The sequence below is a fragment of the Marinobacter sp. JSM 1782161 genome, from assembly GCF_011421605.1.
GTDB lineage: Bacteria > Pseudomonadota > Gammaproteobacteria > Pseudomonadales > Oleiphilaceae > Marinobacter_A > Marinobacter_A bohaiensis.
Window position 1 is genome coordinate 2,795,589 of record NZ_WSSA01000002.1, and the last position, 14,832, is coordinate 2,810,420.

Genomic DNA, 14,832 nt, shown 5'->3' on the forward strand with positions numbered 1-14,832 from the left:
ACCGCTCATCCAGCCATCGTCAGGCGGCGTACGTTAATTATGACGTACACTGGAAGAAGCCTCTCCGGATTCCGCGACCATGGCTGACACACTTTACTACGACGGCCGCTGCCCGCTGTGCCGTCACGAAATCGACCTCCTGGGCCGCTGGCAGACCGGCGGCCTGAACCTGGCCGACATCCACACGCTTGTCCCGAACCCGCAGCACCCGGACCGTGAGGCCCTGTTGCGCCGACTGCATCTGCGCACGGACGACGGGCGCTGGCTGGTGGGGCTCGACGCCACCGTCCGGGCCTGGTCCCACACCCCGTTCGGAGCGCTGCTGCGCCCGCTGCGCTGGCCGGGTCTGCGCCGACTGGCCGACCACCTCTATACGACCTGGGCCCACCGCCGTTATCAGCGACGTTATGACTGCACCCTCTGTTCAGCGCCAACCCGCAACCGTTAGACGCGTCGCCGTGCTGCTGGCGCTGGCCCTGCTGCTGGGCGGCTGCAGCACCACCCGGTTCGCCTATCAGCAGATGGACTGGTTCGCGGCCTGGTGGGTGGACGACTACATCCCCTTGGACAACCGCCAGGACGCCCGCCTGCAGGCGGACGTCCGCGCCTTCCGGCAATGGCACTGCCGTCACGAACTGCCCCGCTACGACGCCTGGTTAGCCGACCTGGAAAGCCTCGCGCTCCAGCCCCCCATCCGGGAAACCGAGGTGGCGCACCTGCAGAACCGCTTCTTCAAGGCCCTGGACCGGCTGCTGGCGCGGATCGAGCCCGGCGCCACGCGTCTGCTGTCGTCCCTCAGCGACGCGCAGGTGATCGCACTGGGACAGGCCATGGCCCGCAACCAGGCGGACAAGCGCGAGGAGCTGCTGGGCGACGATCCAGCCGGGCGGCGGCTGGCGCGCATGAATGAACGGGCCGAGCGCTGGCTGGGACCGCTCACCGGTGAACAGCGCGCCACCCTGGTGAACTGGAATCAGGGTCGAGGGCCGATAACGGCGATCTGGCTGGAGGGCCGCGGACGCTGGCAGGCGGCCCTGATGGAGAGTCTGGAGCAGCGCCACGAGCCGCACTTCCCCAGCCAGGTCCGGCTGCTGCTGAGCCGTGACGGCGCGGCCCGCGGCGAAGCCTACCAGACCATGCGCGCCGACAGCCGCCAGGCGCTGGCCGGGCTGGTGACCGATCTGGTCAACCAGTCCACGCCCGCCCAACGGACCCACCTGACACGCGAAATCCGCCAGCTACGGACGGATTTCACGGCCTTGAGCTGTCCCGCCGGCGCCTCGGCGGCCGCCGGCTGACTCTGACTCAGGCGGAACTCAGGGAGTGATCACCGAATCCGCACGGACCGACAGGTTCTGGATACGCTCGTCGTTGGCCGCTTCCGTCTCGGCCTCGCTGAAGAACACGCTGCCGGTCGGATCGAAGGTGGCCTTGAGGTATTCCGAAAGGGCGTCCTGCTCGCTGCCGTAGCCGGCGAAATCAGTCAGGCCCGGGTCGTCGGTGCCGTCGGTGTCCGGCAGTTCCTCTCGCAGGTCGTTGGTGAGGTTCTTGAACGGGTAGCCGTCGCCGCAGCTGTCCGCCCCGGCTTCGGTGCCCGTCTGCACGCAGGACGCCAGGAAGCCCAGGGTCACCATCCGGAACCCGGTCGACGCCTGGGCGGCCACCAGACTGCCGTTCTCAACCACGGTGACATCCCCGGAACCGGTTTCCACCACCAGCGACTGGATACGGCGGCCGGTGGTGGCGGCGCCGGTGTTGGTATCACCTGCGGTGCGGGCGGTCCGGGTCGGATCGAAGCTGAAGCGCATACCGGCGATCTGCGGGAACTGGCCGGGTGTGGCGCCGTCCGCGGTGGCGGCAACCGCATGCTCCATCAGGTCGTGAAGCTCGGCACCGGTCACGGTCAGCAGGGCCAGGCTGTTGTTGAAGCGCAGCGAGCCTTCAATGTCGAACTGGGAGATATCGCCCTCTTCCTTGCCCACGCTGTCGTTCGCCGCCGGCGGCAGGAACTCGGCGTCGTCCGGGTCGTTGGAGCCGGCCGGCTGCACGATCTGGCCGATGGCGGAGCGGATGCCGCCGCCGTTCTTCAGGGAAATCACCGTGTCCGGATCGAAGGACTGGGCGTACCACAGGTTGGCCTGGGCGCTGAGGTTACCCAGGTTGGTTTCCTCGGTGCGCACCTGGCCACGGCGACCGTCGAGGTAGACCGAGGTCTGGCCGACGATGTTGCCGTCGCGGGCCGCCAGCACCTCGCGGATGGCCTGGGAGACTTCCGCCACGCGCGGGTTCACCTCGCCCATCAGCTGGTCGACCGTGCTCTCGGTGGAGGCCCAGGCGCCGTTCACCGCCGGGTCGAGCCGGTCGGTGTCGATGACGCCGTCCGCACTGAAGGTCAGGACGAGGCGCCCCAGGTACTTGTAGTCGCCGTCCACGTTCACCACCAGTACCGGCTCGCCGTCGGGGGACTCGAACGACAGCGGGTAGGTGTCGGCGGCGGTGTCGCCGTCGCGCAGCACGTCGTCGGCGTCCGCCAGCAGGGTGTTGGAGCCGCCCGCCACGATCACGTCCACGCCGTTCAGGCGCTGCGCCAGGGCTTTCTCGTAGGCGATCTGCTGCATGTGGGCCACCAGCACCACCTTGTTGATGCCGGCGTCGGTCAGTTCGTCCACCGCCGGCTGCACCACCGCGGCGATGTCGTCATAGAGCTGGGCTTCCTCAGCCACGACGTCCGGCGTGATGGTGATACCGCCGGTGCTGGTGATCGACGCCAGGGCCGGCGTGGTGGCACCGACCACGCCGATGCGCTCACCGCCGACGGTCACGACGGTGGAAGCGGCGATACGGCCGGCGATGGCGGCGTTGTCCTGCCCCGCGCCGGTAGCCAGGGGCGCCAAGGCGTCGTCGGTGGTGACGTCGAGGTTGGCGGACACGAATGGGAAGACGGCGCCCGGGTAGCTGTTGTCGCCGTCGGTTTCGGCGCTGAGCATGGCGGCAAATTCCCCGGTGCCGCCGTCCAGGTCGTGGTTGCCGATGGCGGACACCGACACCCCCATGGCGTTCATGAAGGCGATGTCGGCGCGGCCGTTGGCCGGCACACCCAGCGCTTCGACCAGGGCGTCGTCGCTGGCGGCGAAGTAGCGCGGGCCGGGGATGACGTTGTCACCGGAACTCACCAGCAGGGTGTTGTCCCGGTCGGCGCGGAAGGCGTTGACCAGCGCGGAGAATCGATCCACCTCGTCGATGGCGCCGGGGGCACCATCCACATCCGCGAAGTGCAGCAACTGCAGCGTGTATTCATCCCGGTCGTCATCGTCGTTGCAACCGGTTAGGATCAGTGCCGACGCGCTGACGGCAAGCGCCAAAAGCGTTTTGGTTCCCTTCATGTCCCGTCTCCAGCTCGAATCATTTGTTCACGGCTGCTTTTGTAACAGCCTGTAACAAATAGACATGCTGGCGACCGAACACGACAGTGCGATGGCACTGCCGTGACAGCTTGTTGACGCCGGTGTTACAGCGGGATGTCCCCGCTAAATCAGCCCCAGAGCCTTGGCGTGGTGCTCCAGGTGCTCGTCGATGAACGAGGCGATGAAGAAGTAACTGTGATCGTAGCCGCTGTGCATGCGCAGGGTGACGTGGTGATGCACCCGCTCACAGGCCTCGGCCAGTGTCTCCGGATAGAGCTGCTCTTCCAGGAACTGGTCCGCCGTCCCCTGGTCGATCAGCAGCGGCAGGCGCTCGTCCGCCTCCGGAATCAGCAGGGTGGCGTCGTACTCGGCCCAGGTGGACTCGTCACTGCCCAGGTAGCCCAGGAAGGCTTTCTGGCCCCAGGGGCAGGCGGTGGGGTGGCAGATAGGCGCGAAGGCGGACACCGACGCATAGCGGCCCGGATTCCTGAGGGCGGCGATCAGGGCGCCGTGTCCGCCCATGGAGTGACCGGAGACCGAGCGCTTTTCGGTCACCGGCAGGTTGGTTTCCACCAGCGTGGGCAGCTCGCTGACCACGTAGTCGTACATGCGGTAGTGGGCCGACCAGGGTTCTTGGGTGGCGTTGACGTAGAAGCCGGCACCGCTGCCGAAATCGTAGCTGTCATCCTCGCCCGGCAGGTTCACGCCGCGCGGGCTGGTATCCGGGCAGACGATCGCCATCCCCAGCTCCGCCGCGCGCTTCTGGGCCCCGGCCTTCTGCATGAAATTCTGGTCCGTGCACGTCAGCCCCGACAGCCAGTAGAGCACGGGCACAGGCGCCTTGCGGGACTGGGGAGGCAGGAAGACGGCAAATTCCATATCGCAGTTGAGCACGTCGGAGCGATGGCGATACCGGCGATGCTCACCATCAAAGCAGCGGTTGGATGAAAGCAGTTCCATGGTGGGGTTCCTCTAGTGCTGTCTCGGGGCGGGCCCGAACCGGATCGCCTGACCGGTGACGATCGCGCGGCGGACCGCACCCAATAAAAAAGCCCGGCACGACCAGCGTCGCGGGGCCCGATTGTCCTGTCGATCCAGCCATTATGGCGCGCCCGTGCCTGGAACGACAACACACCCCGGCGTTCATCCAGACCGGAACGGACGGTGACTAATCGTCCTCGGTGGCGAAACGGGGAACCTGGGAGCCGTAACCGGATTTGGCCAGTGCCTGGAGGATCGCCGCGCGGGTGACGATGCCCACCAGCTTACCGCCATCGACCACCGGGTAGATCTTGGGTTTGTTGCGGCCGAGATTCTGTGCCAAGTCCACCATGGCCATTTCCGGGGGTACCGTCAGCGGATCAGCAAACATGACATCATCCACAACCGGTTCGCCCTCGTGGTGATAGCTCGTGACCAGCAGCGCGTGGATGCAGTCCTGCTCGGAAACGAATCCCAGCACATGGCGTTTCTCATCGACGACCGGCAGCCCACTCACGTGGTTGCGCAAGAGCACATTCACCACCTTCGACAACGAGGTGCCGCAACGCACGGGCTCAATGTGATTCCACATGACGTCACTGACCTTGAGTGATCGCATAAGCGTGCCTCCTGTTCAGGGGCCGGCATTCAAACCGCCCTCCCCTAAAGCTAGGCAAAGATCGGCGGGATGGAAACATCAGGAAGTCAACCAGTGCACCGAAGTGAGCCGAGAGGTCATCGCCCGTTAACCCGTCGCCCGGATCTGTCTATAATGGACACTCGTCCGAAAACGCCGGATCCGCAATGAAAGCACCGCCCCTTGCTCCCGACGAGCCTCAACGCATCGACAGTCTGCGTGCCCTGCGCGTGCTGGACACGCCGGTGGAAGAGCGTTTCGAGCGCATTACCCGGCTGGCGCAGAAGTTCTATGGCGTCGCCATCGCCGCCATCACCCTGGTGGACGAGGATCGCCAGTGGTTCAAGTCGATCCAGGGTCTGGAGGCGAAAGCCACCGAAAGGCGCGTTTCCTTCTGCGGTCACGCCCTGCTGGAGGACGATATTTTCGTCGTCGAGGACACCCTGCGGGACGAGCGCTTCGACGACAACCCGCTGGTGGCCGGCCCACCCCACATCCGTTTCTATGCCGGCCTGCCGCTGCGGGTGCAGCAACGGATTCCGGTCGGCACCCTGTGCGTGATCGACTCCCGGCCCCACGCCACCAGCGAATTCGACTTCAGCGTCTTGCGGGACCTGGCCGCCCTGGCCGAGCGCGAGTTCGCCTTCGAAAGCCCCGCCAACCGCCGCGACACGATCCACGGCGGCCCCCGTGAGAACCTGCTGGACGAGGTCACCGGCCTGTGGAACTGGGCCGGCATCACCCGCCAGTTGGAGGAGTCCACCCAGCGCATCAAGATGATCGGCGGTGAGATCACGCTGGTGTGGCTGCGGGTGACGCCGGCGGACACCGGGAACACCTCCGCCGAGGCCGACAACGCCGTCCGCCGTGACTGGAGCGAACGCCTGCTGGGCGCCCTGGACTTTTTCGACACGGTGGGCACCCTGGACACACGCGATTTCCTGCTCATGGTCCATGAGGGCGAGCGAGCCCAACTGCTGGTTCGTCTGGGCATGGTGGCCAACCGGCTGACGCAGAATGGCGACCCCGCCTATACGCCGCCCCATCACCTGGCTTTTGCGGCGCTGAAAACCATCGACGGCCGGATGGGCGTGGCCGAGATCCTGGAACAACTGGAGAAGGCCCTGCCGGAACCCGAATCGGACTCGGGCACGCTGGTGCTGATGAATGGCCGACAGCGCTCGCGCATCCCGCTGCTCTGACTTCTGGAGACCGCCGCGGCCTCAACGCAACGATGGATCACCGGTCAGGCAACACTTTTTAACAATGTTCGCCTACTACTTATTCCCTAAGCTGTTTGATTAATGTACATTTCCCCTGCGTTTCGGGGATCCTCCCTGAAACGTGCCCTGAAGTCCTTCAGGGCGACGTGCGTGGCCTCCACAGCAACGTCTTTACACAGTACATCGCCAAGGCGTTTTAAATGACGGGTCGCTCCATGTAGACCCGGAGATCCTAGTTCCATTTGGAGGTGAAATATGCGTTTGAGCAACATCGTCGTCCGGTTCCGGCGTAACCAGGTCGCCATGCCCGAAAACAGCCGGGTAGAAGCCGTCAGCCGCCGCCAGACCATGAGCCTTGAAGCGCTCAATCGTCCGGCTCAGTCCCGCAGCATCAAGGCCGCTCTGCGCCAGCGTTAATCGGGACGCGAAGAAGATAAAACAACACGGAGGGATCTCATTTTGAGTATTCCCAGTTGATAGCCAGCTCAAGATGTCTTGGGCTGGCTATTTTATTTTCTGCGCCCTGATTTTCCCCTCCCGTTTCTCCCGCTCATTCCAGCGCCACGATCCACCTCACCGCTCCGGCCTCACACCTCTTCCGCCGCCCCCCGGCCGATGTGAGACAATGCGCGACAAAGAACCCACGTCATCCTGATGAGGACAACACCATGCAATACCTGCACACCATGGTCCGGGTCGCCGACCTGGATGCGTCCCTGAATTTCTACTGCAACCTGCTGGGTCTGGAAGAAGTCCGGCGCATGGACAACGACAAAGGCCGTTTCACGCTGGTGTTCCTGGCCGCGCCGGAGGATCGCGAGCGCGCCCTGGCGGACAAGGCGCCGATGGTGGAACTGACCTACAACTGGGATCCCGAGGAATACACCGGCGGCCGCAATTTCGGCCACCTGGCCTACCGGGTGGATGACATCTACGCGCTGTGCGACAAACTGCAGGCCGGCGGCGTCACCATCAACCGGCCGCCGCGGGACGGTCACATGGCGTTCGTGCGCTCGCCGGACAACATCTCCATCGAACTGCTGCAGAAAGGCGACGCCCTGCCGCCGCAGGAGCCCTGGGCCAGCATGGAGAATACCGGGAGCTGGTAGCTCCCGGCGCCACCCGACTTCAGCGGCTGGCCAAGCCCATCACGCCCAGGCTCGTCTCGGCGATCGTGCCCACCAGCGGCTCCGGCAGATCGTGCCCCATGCCGGGAATCAGCCGCGCCTGGGCGTGGGGAATCAGGTACTGCAGCTGCTCCGCCGCCACCGGCCGGATCAGCGGGTCCGCCGCGCCGTGGATGATCGCCGTGGGCGCCTGGATGCGGCGGGTGATGGAGGACAGGCTGCCGCTGGCGAGAATCGCCCGGGTCTGACGCAGGATGCCGGCCGGGTGGTACGCGCGTCGGTAGTCGCTAATGAGTCGTTCACGCACGGTGTGCGGCGCGGTGGGATAATCCGGGCTCTGGATGGCGCGCCAGAAGTCCAGCGAGCGGGCCACCACCGCGTCCTCATCGTGGCCTTTCACGCCGATCCCCGATAACCGCCAGACCAGCCCCAGCTTGGGCATGGGCAGGCGCGGACTGTTGGTGGAGGTCATCACCAGGGTGGCCGAACGCACCCGCTGTGGATAATCCCCCGCCAGCACCTGGGTGATCATGCCCCCCATGGAGACGCCCACCAGGTGCGCGCGCCCGATCTCCAGCGCGTCCATCAGGCCGCCTACGTCCGCCGCCATGTCGTGCAGCGTGTAGGGCGCGGCCACGGGCCGCCCCAGGCGGGAGTTCAACATGGCCTTGAGCGGATGATCCTGCAGGTGCGCCTTGAGGTGCGTCGACAGGCCGATGTCCCGGTTGTCGAAACGAACCACCCAATAGCCGGCTTCGGCGTAGGCGTTGAGCAGACTCTCCGGCCACAGGGTCATCTGGGCGCCCAGGCCCATGATGAACACCACCGGTTCGCCGCTCGGGTTGCCCCGGGTCTCGACGCAGAATTCCAGGCCATTGGCGCCGATACGGCGCGATTCGGGCGGGTAATGCTTCAAGGCTACATTCACAGGGTTCTCCTTCCGTTACCCCGAGGATACTGAATTCCCGGGGCACCGCCATGTCTCCATTGACCCTCGCCACGCCAGACCGGCCAATTGCCCGCACAAAAACAGTGCATTATCGTTGTAACTTGTTATTCTGAAAGGCCCTTTATCAACAACAATAAGGATCGGTCTATACTCTGCCGATCAGCACTGGATTCAACGGAGGAAACGTCCATGGAAGCCCTGTCGAATGTCATCACCGCGATCAACGGCCTGGTCTGGGGGCCGCCCATGCTGGTCCTGATCCTGGGTGTCGGTCTGTTCCTGAGCCTGGGCCTGAAGCTCATGCCCATCCTGAAGCTGGGCACCGGCTTCAAGCTGATGTGGCAGGGCCGCCAGTCCGGCGACGACGGCGAGATTCCGCCGTTCCAGGCCCTGATGACCGCGCTGTCGGCCACCGTCGGTACCGGTAACATCGCCGGTGTAGCCACGGCGGTCTTCCTCGGCGGTCCTGGCGCACTGTTCTGGATGTGGCTGACCGCCCTGGTGGGCATGGCCACCAAGTACTCCGAAGCGGTGCTGGCGGTGAACTACCGCGAGGTGGACGAACGCGGTGACCACGTCGGCGGGCCCATGTACTACATCCGCAACGGCCTGGGCCACAAGTGGACCTGGCTGGGCGTGCTGTTCGCCGTGTTCGCGGCGGTCGCCGGCTTCGGTATCGGCAACACCGTGCAGGCCAACTCGGTGGCGGACGTCATCGAAACCAACTTCAACGTGCCGCACATCGTCACGGGCCTGGTACTGGCGGTGCTGGTGGGCCTGGTCCTGATCGGCGGCATCAAGCGCATCGGTCAGGTGGCGTCCTCGCTGGTGCCGCTGATGGCCATCGCCTACCTGGTGGCCGGGCTGATCGTACTGGCCATCAACGCCACCGAGATTCCCGCCGCCATCGCCCTGGTGGTGGAACACGCCTTCAGCCCCATCGCCGCCCAGGGCGGTTTCGCCGGGGCCGCCGTGTGGGCCGCTATCCGCTTCGGTGTGGCGCGCGGCATCTTCTCCAACGAAGCGGGGCTGGGCTCGGCACCCATCGCCCATGCCGCGGCGCAGACCAACAACCCGATCAAGCAGGGCATGGTGGCCATGCTGGGCACCTTCATCGACACCATCATCATCTGCACCATCACCGGCCTGGTGATCATCACCTCCGGCGTCTGGACCAGCGGCGAGTCCGGTGCCGCCCTGACCTCGATGGCCTTCGCCCACGCCCTGCCCAGCGTCGGCAACTACCTGGTGGCCATCGCCCTGGCCGTATTCGCCTTCACCACCATCCTGGGCTGGTCGTTCTATGGCGAACGCTGCATCGAGTTCCTGTTCGGCGTAAAGGCCATCTGGCCGTATCGGGTGCTGTGGATCATCGCCATTCCCGTCGGCGCCACCTCCAACCTGGGCATTATCTGGCTGGTAGCAGACACCCTGAACGCGATGATGGCCCTGCCCAACCTGGTGGCGCTGGCGCTGCTGAGCCCGGTGATCTTCCGTCTGACCCGGGAACATTTCGAGCGTGAAGGCGTCAAAACCCCGTAATAACATAAGGTTATAAAGCAGAACGAAACAGTCTTTTGATTAATCCGCCGCCGGCCCAATAGTCTCTGACAGTCACGGCATTCAGTGAGTCAAGACAGACGGTTACAGGAAGATCGACGCCGGTCGGCGTCACCGATCCAGAGGAGGAGTATTCATGAGCTTACGTCTAGGCGATACCGCACCCGATTTTGAGCAGGATTCCAGCGAAGGCCGCATCCGCTTCCACGAGTGGCTGGGCGACGGCTGGGGCATCTTGTTCTCGCACCCGGCCGATTTCACCCCGGTGTGCACCACCGAGCTGGGCCTGACCGCCAAACTGAAGGACGAGTTCACCAAGCGCAACATCAAGGCCATCGCGCTGAGCGTGGACGACGTGGAGTCGCACAAATCCTGGATCAACGACATCAACGAGACCCAGGGCTGCAGCGTCAACTTCCCGATCCTGGCGGACGGTGACCGCACGGTGTCCACCCTGTACGACATGATCCACCCCAACGCGGACGACAGCATGACCGTGCGTTCGCTGTTCGTGATCGATCCGAACAAAAAGGTGCGCCTGATCATCACCTACCCGGCCAGCACCGGCCGTAACTTCAACGAGGTGCTGCGGGCGGTGGACTCCCTGCAACTGACCGACAGCCACAAGGTGGCCACCCCGGGCAACTGGGAAGCCGGCGACGACGTGGTCATCGTGCCGTCCCTGCAGGACGAGGACGAGATCAAGCAGCGCTTCCCCAAAGGCTACAAGGCGGTGCGCCCCTACCTGCGCATGACGCCGGACCCGAAAGCCAACTGGAACGGCGAGTAACCGTTTCCCGTCCCGAGACGAAAAGACCCCGGCCGAGGCCGGGGTCTTTTTTTAGGCGTCAATCAACGCGCTGACTCAGAAGGCCGGAACCACGGCACCCTTGTACTTGTCGTTGATGAACTGCTTGACCTCATCGCTGGTCAGGGCGTCCGCCAGCTTCTGCATGGCCGCGCTGTCCTTGTTGTCCGGACGGGCCACCAGGATGTTGACGTACGGAGAATCGGCACCCTCGATGATCAGCGCGTCCTTGGTCGGGTTCAGGCCCGCTTCCAGCGCGTAGTTGGTGTTGATCATGGCCACGTCGACCTGACCCAGCACCCGCGGCAGGGTGGCGGCTTCCAGCTCGTAGAAGTCCAGGTCCTTCGGGTTCTCAGCAATGTCACGCGGCGTCGCGGTGATCTTGCTGCTGTCCTTGAGCGTGATCAGACCGGCTTTCTGCAGCAGCAGCAGCGCACGGCCGCCGTTGGTCGGATCGTTGGGAATGGCGATGGTGGCGCCGTCTTCCAGGTCGTCCAGGGACTCGATCTTGTTGGAGTAGGCGCCGAACGGCTCGACGTGAACGCCGACAACGCTGACCAGGTTGGTGCCCTTACCGTCGTTGAACTCGGTCAGGTACGGCTGGTGCTGGAAGAAATTGGCGTCCATACGCTCCTGCGCCACCTGGATGTTGGGCTGGACGTAATCGGTGAAGACCTTCACGTCCAGGTCAACGTCTTCCTTGGCCAGCATGGGCTTTACGAATTCCAGGATTTCCGCGTGGGGAACGGCGGTGGCCGCCACGGTCAGTTTGTCCGCCGCCTGGGCGGAGGAGACAGCCACCAGGGAGGCAGCCAGCGCCAGGATCTTTGTCAGTTTCATAATCTTCCTCGTGTCTACGATGAGTGTTCTTTTTCTTTGCGCCGTTACCACAACGGCGCACGTGGATCAGCGACGGCTGAAGTGCAATACCAGCCGGTCGCCCACCATTTGCAGCACTTGCACAAAAACAACCAGAAGGGCCACGGTAATCACCATGACGTCGGTCTGGAATCGCTGATATCCGAAACGGATAGCCAGGTCACCCAAACCGCCCCCGCCGATCACGCCGGACATGGCGGCGTAGGACACCAGCGTGATCGCCGTCACCGTGATGCCGGCGATGATGCCTGGCAGGGCCTCCGGCAACAGCGCGCCGAAGATGACCTGGCGCACGGTGGCGCCCATAGCCTGGGTGGCCTCGATGATCCCCCGGTCCACCTCGCGCAGGGAGGTTTCCACCAGCCGCGCGAAGAACGGCGCGCCCCCGGCCACCAGCGGCGGAATCGCACCGGCCACGCCCAGGGACGTGCCGATCAGCATGACCGTGAACGGGATCATCACGATCAGCAGGATAATAAACGGCACCGAACGCAGCACGTTCACCACGAACGACAACACCGCGTAGGCCACCGGCTGCTCCAGCAACTGGCGTTTGCCGGTCAGGAATAGCAGCACACCGATCGGCAGGCCGAAAAGGACGCTGAAGAACAGCGACGCGCCCACCATGATCAGGGTGTCCCAGCTGGCGTAGCCGATTTCGCCCCAGTCCACGTTACTCAGCAGGTCTTCCATCAGCGTACTACCTCCACGTGCACGTCGGCGTCTTCAAAGGCGCGCTGGGCGGCATTCAGGTCACCGCCCACCAGAGACAGGGTCAGTTGCCCGTAGGGCGTGTCCTTGATGCGATCGATACGGCCGGACAGGATCGAGAAATCCACCCCGGTCTCCCGCGCCACGCTCCCCAGCAGCGGTTTGTAGGTAGACTCGCCGCGGAACGTCAGGCGCAGGATGCGGCCCTCGGCCTGGGCAAAATCCGCCTGCTGCTCGCGCTCGTCCACGTGCTCGCTTTCGAACACGAAGTCGCGGGTGGTGTGGTGTTGCGGGTGCAGGAACACGTCGGTCACCGGGCCCATTTCCACCACCTCGCCGGCGTCCATCACCGCCACCCGGTCACAGACCCGGCGCACCACGTCCATCTCGTGGGTGATCAGCACGATGGTCAGGCCCAGCTCGCGGTTCAGGTCCGCCAGCAGGCGCAGTACGGATTGGGTCGTCTGCGGATCGAGGGCGCTGGTGGCCTCGTCGCACAGCAGGATGCTGGGACGGCAGGCCAACGCGCGGGCGATGCCGACCCGCTGCTTCTGGCCGCCGGAGAGCTGGTTGGGAAACTTGCGCGCGTGGTGGCTCAGGCCGACCCGCTTGAGCAGCTCGTCCACACGGGTTCGGATCTCATCCCGGGAATAGATGCCCGCCAGCTTCATGGGAAAGGCAATGTTGTCTTCCACCGTCTTGGAGGACAGCAGGTTGAAGTGCTGGAAGATCATGCCGACCTTGCGGCGGAAGGCGCGCAGCTCGCCTGCGTCGTAGCCGGTCACGTCCTCGCCATCGATGAGGATACGGCCGCCGCTGGGGTCCTCCAGGCGGTTGATCAGGCGCACCAGGGTGGACTTGCCGGCGCCGGAATGGCCGACGATGCCGAACACCTCGCCTTTCTCGATGGCCATGTTGGTGGGTTGCAGCGCGGGGATCTCCCGGCCTTCCACCGTATAGGCCTTGTGGACCTCGACGAATTCAATCACGGGGCATCTCTGCAATACCGAAAAATGGCCGCGCAGTATACCGCAGACGGCCATCAAACCCGAATCGGGGCATGCCGCAACGCCCGGCTCGGCGCGCAGGTCGCAATCCGCTAGACTTATTGCATGAACAAGAAGTCATATTTTTTGGAGTACACGCCTTGAGCGAATCCCCCGTCCGCCTGCAGTCGACCCAAGCCTGGGTGGATTACCTGAGTCAGGTGGAACTGCCCGTTCTCGCCAATACCCTGCGCCGCATCAATCACCTGACCGCGAGCAACAACTCGACCGTCAGCGAACTGGCGGCGGTGATCCTCAACGACGCCCAGCTCACGTCCCAGGTGCTGCGCCTGTCCAATTCGGCGTTCTACAACCACAGCCGGGTGCAGGTCAGCACCGTCAGCCGCGCCATTACCCTGATCGGCTTCGACGCGGTGAAGTCCATGGCGATCTCGTCGCTGTTGATCGACAGCCTGATCCAGCGCAATCCCCGGCCACACCTGCTCAAGGCCCTGGCCCGGGCGCTCCACGCCGCCGTCCAGGCGCGTTGCCTGCTGCCCGGCAACAGTGAGCAGGCCCACGAGGAGGCGTTCATCGGCGCCCTGCTGACCAACATCGGCGAGCTGGCGTTCTGGTCCTGCCCCACCGACCAGGCCAGCGAACTGGCTGCCCGGCTGCCGGCGGACAAACCGGCCGAGCTGCAACAGGAAATCCTCGGCACTACCTTTGTGGAGATCACCCGGGGGCTGGTGGAAAGCTGGAAGCTCGGGCGCTTCATCCAGGACGTGGTCAGCGCCGGGCGGGCCAGCTCGCCGGCGGTCGCCCTGGTCCGGGAATCGGTGGAGCTGGCGCGGGAGGCCGAGAACGGCTGGCGCTCGAAGGCGGTGGACAAACGCCTGGCCCGGATCGCCGCCGCCATCGGTGAACAGCCCGCCAGCGTGCGCGACCAGGTTCGCCTCAATGCCGGTGAGGCGGAAGAGATTGCGGTGTCCTTCGGCATCCCCCAGATCCGCGGCCTGTTGCCCGGCAGCAACGACGCGGACAGCCACGAAACACCGCAGGCGCCCCAGGGCGATCCCACGCTGCAACTGAGTATCCTGCGGGATATCTCCGCCGCGCTGGCGACTCAGCCCGACCTGAACGGCATCTGCCAGATGGTGGTGGAAGGCATCCACCGGGCCGTGGGGCTGCGCCGGGTGGCGCTGCTGATGGCGGACCGTACCGGCACTGAGCTGGTGCCACGCAAGCGACTGGGCAGCGGCACGGACGCCTGGGCCGATCACTTCATGGTGAATCGCGACGGCGCCGGTGACCTGCAGTGCCTGCTCACCGATCAATGCGCGCTGATTGAGGCCGGCGATCGCCCGCTGCTGCCCGACTGCGACGCCTGGATTGGCACCCGGCCGGCCCTGGTCGGACCGCTGTTTGCGGGGCCGCGGCGGGTCGGACTGTTCTACGCCGACAACGGCGACCTGCAGGCCAGCCTGAGCGACGACCAGCTGGTCGCCTTCAGCCATTTCGTGCAGCAGGCCCAGCTCTGCATCAGCCTGCTGGCGCGGTAACCACC

The 14,832-nt window shown here is 64.9% G+C and carries 15 protein-coding genes; 8 read left to right on the top strand and 7 right to left on the bottom strand.

Going from position 1 to position 14,832, the window contains the following annotated elements; translation table 11 throughout:
• Positions 1–79 precede the first annotated feature (79 nt).
• Together GQB00_RS12465 and GQB00_RS12470 are read left to right on the top strand one after the other, a co-directional pair.
• On the top strand, positions 80–448 hold the full coding sequence (locus GQB00_RS12465) for a thiol-disulfide oxidoreductase DCC family protein (protein ID WP_165856440.1): 369 nt from the start codon (positions 80–82) through the stop codon (positions 446–448).
• Positions 408–1,298 (top strand): DUF6279 family lipoprotein, encoded by an 891-nt coding sequence (locus GQB00_RS12470; RefSeq protein ID WP_165856441.1) that lies wholly within the window; start codon positions 408–410, stop codon positions 1,296–1,298. The genes GQB00_RS12465 and GQB00_RS12470 overlap by 41 nt, the downstream gene beginning before the upstream one ends.
• 18 nt (positions 1,299–1,316) lie before the next feature.
• Here GQB00_RS12470 and GQB00_RS12475 read toward each other — a convergent pair whose 3' ends face one another.
• The 3 genes from GQB00_RS12475 to GQB00_RS12485 all read right to left on the bottom strand — a co-directional run bounded on the left by GQB00_RS12475 (position 1,317) and on the right by GQB00_RS12485 (position 5,004).
• Positions 1,317–3,383 (bottom strand): bifunctional metallophosphatase/5'-nucleotidase, encoded by a 2,067-nt coding sequence (locus tag GQB00_RS12475; RefSeq protein ID WP_165856442.1) that lies wholly within the window; start codon positions 3,381–3,383, stop codon positions 1,317–1,319.
• Positions 3,384–3,527: 144 nt separating this feature from the next.
• Positions 3,528–4,364, bottom strand: coding sequence for an S-formylglutathione hydrolase (gene fghA / locus GQB00_RS12480; protein ID WP_165856443.1), 837 nt, complete (start codon positions 4,362–4,364; stop codon positions 3,528–3,530).
• 208 nt (positions 4,365–4,572) lie between these two features.
• Positions 4,573–5,004: a CBS domain-containing protein gene (locus GQB00_RS12485; RefSeq protein WP_111493243.1), complete on the bottom strand. Its 432-nt coding sequence runs from the start codon at positions 5,002–5,004 to the stop codon at positions 4,573–4,575.
• 185 nt (positions 5,005–5,189) lie between these two features.
• Between GQB00_RS12485 and GQB00_RS12490 the strand changes: the two genes are divergently transcribed.
• From GQB00_RS12490 to GQB00_RS12500, 3 genes are all read left to right on the top strand, one after another.
• Positions 5,190–6,224: a GAF domain-containing protein gene (locus GQB00_RS12490; RefSeq protein WP_165856444.1), complete on the top strand. Its 1,035-nt coding sequence runs from the start codon at positions 5,190–5,192 to the stop codon at positions 6,222–6,224.
• A 276-nt stretch (positions 6,225–6,500) separates the two neighbouring features.
• The gene (locus tag GQB00_RS12495; RefSeq protein WP_162628694.1) at positions 6,501–6,662 is read left to right on the top strand and encodes a hypothetical protein; all 162 of its coding nucleotides are present in this window, start codon (positions 6,501–6,503) and stop codon (positions 6,660–6,662) included.
• 251 nt (positions 6,663–6,913) lie between these two features.
• Positions 6,914–7,354 (top strand): VOC family protein, encoded by a 441-nt coding sequence (locus GQB00_RS12500; protein WP_111493240.1) that lies wholly within the window; start codon positions 6,914–6,916, stop codon positions 7,352–7,354.
• Between the two features lie 19 nt (positions 7,355–7,373).
• Here GQB00_RS12500 and GQB00_RS12505 read toward each other — a convergent pair whose 3' ends face one another.
• Entirely contained in the window at positions 7,374–8,300 is a 927-nt protein-coding gene (locus tag GQB00_RS12505; protein WP_165856445.1) for an alpha/beta fold hydrolase, read from the bottom strand.
• 210 nt (positions 8,301–8,510) lie between these two features.
• Between GQB00_RS12505 and GQB00_RS12510 the strand changes: the two genes are divergently transcribed.
• Together GQB00_RS12510 and GQB00_RS12515 are read left to right on the top strand one after the other, a co-directional pair.
• Positions 8,511–9,863: an alanine/glycine:cation symporter family protein gene (locus GQB00_RS12510; RefSeq protein ID WP_111493237.1), complete on the top strand. Its 1,353-nt coding sequence runs from the start codon at positions 8,511–8,513 to the stop codon at positions 9,861–9,863.
• Between the two features lie 154 nt (positions 9,864–10,017).
• Positions 10,018–10,671: a peroxiredoxin gene (locus tag GQB00_RS12515; RefSeq protein ID WP_111493236.1), complete on the top strand. Its 654-nt coding sequence runs from the start codon at positions 10,018–10,020 to the stop codon at positions 10,669–10,671.
• A gap of 75 nt (positions 10,672–10,746) precedes the next feature.
• Here GQB00_RS12515 and GQB00_RS12520 read toward each other — a convergent pair whose 3' ends face one another.
• The 3 genes from GQB00_RS12520 to GQB00_RS12530 all read right to left on the bottom strand — a co-directional run bounded on the left by GQB00_RS12520 (position 10,747) and on the right by GQB00_RS12530 (position 13,268).
• Complete coding sequence (locus GQB00_RS12520; RefSeq protein WP_165856446.1) at positions 10,747–11,529, bottom strand: MetQ/NlpA family ABC transporter substrate-binding protein; 783 nt, start codon at positions 11,527–11,529, stop codon at positions 10,747–10,749.
• A 66-nt stretch (positions 11,530–11,595) separates the two neighbouring features.
• Entirely contained in the window at positions 11,596–12,261 is a 666-nt protein-coding gene (locus GQB00_RS12525) for a methionine ABC transporter permease (RefSeq protein WP_111493233.1), read from the bottom strand.
• Complete coding sequence (locus GQB00_RS12530) at positions 12,261–13,268, bottom strand: methionine ABC transporter ATP-binding protein (protein ID WP_111493231.1); 1,008 nt, start codon at positions 13,266–13,268, stop codon at positions 12,261–12,263. Before GQB00_RS12530 ends, GQB00_RS12525 begins: the two co-directional genes overlap by 1 nt.
• Positions 13,269–13,426: 158 nt before the next feature.
• Between GQB00_RS12530 and GQB00_RS12535 the strand changes: the two genes are divergently transcribed.
• Positions 13,427–14,827 (top strand): HDOD domain-containing protein, encoded by a 1,401-nt coding sequence (locus tag GQB00_RS12535; RefSeq protein WP_228276705.1) that lies wholly within the window; start codon positions 13,427–13,429, stop codon positions 14,825–14,827.
• The last annotated feature ends 5 nt before the right edge of the window (positions 14,828–14,832 follow it).

What these genes read in the sequence shown, in the direction of transcription:
- GQB00_RS12520 (WP_165856446.1), bottom strand. Translation starts at nt 11,529, where the DNA reads ATGAAACTGACAAAGATCCTGGCGCTGGCTGCCTCCCTGGTGGCTGTC.
- GQB00_RS12485 (WP_111493243.1), bottom strand. Translation starts at nt 5,004, where the DNA reads ATGCGATCACTCAAGGTCAGTGACGTCATGTGGAATCACATTGAGCCC.
- GQB00_RS12525 (WP_111493233.1), bottom strand. Translation starts at nt 12,261, where the DNA reads ATGGAAGACCTGCTGAGTAACGTGGACTGGGGCGAAATCGGCTACGCC.
- GQB00_RS12500 (WP_111493240.1), top strand. Translation starts at nt 6,914, where the DNA reads ATGCAATACCTGCACACCATGGTCCGGGTCGCCGACCTGGATGCGTCC.
- GQB00_RS12490 (WP_165856444.1), top strand. Translation starts at nt 5,190, where the DNA reads ATGAAAGCACCGCCCCTTGCTCCCGACGAGCCTCAACGCATCGACAGT.
- fghA (WP_165856443.1), bottom strand. Translation starts at nt 4,364, where the DNA reads ATGGAACTGCTTTCATCCAACCGCTGCTTTGATGGTGAGCATCGCCGG.
- GQB00_RS12465 (WP_165856440.1), top strand. Translation starts at nt 80, where the DNA reads ATGGCTGACACACTTTACTACGACGGCCGCTGCCCGCTGTGCCGTCAC.
- GQB00_RS12470 (WP_165856441.1), top strand. Translation starts at nt 408, where the DNA reads ATGACTGCACCCTCTGTTCAGCGCCAACCCGCAACCGTTAGACGCGTC.
- GQB00_RS12510 (WP_111493237.1), top strand. Translation starts at nt 8,511, where the DNA reads ATGGAAGCCCTGTCGAATGTCATCACCGCGATCAACGGCCTGGTCTGG.
- GQB00_RS12475 (WP_165856442.1), bottom strand. Translation starts at nt 3,383, where the DNA reads ATGAAGGGAACCAAAACGCTTTTGGCGCTTGCCGTCAGCGCGTCGGCA.
- GQB00_RS12495 (WP_162628694.1), top strand. Translation starts at nt 6,501, where the DNA reads ATGCGTTTGAGCAACATCGTCGTCCGGTTCCGGCGTAACCAGGTCGCC.
- GQB00_RS12515 (WP_111493236.1), top strand. Translation starts at nt 10,018, where the DNA reads ATGAGCTTACGTCTAGGCGATACCGCACCCGATTTTGAGCAGGATTCC.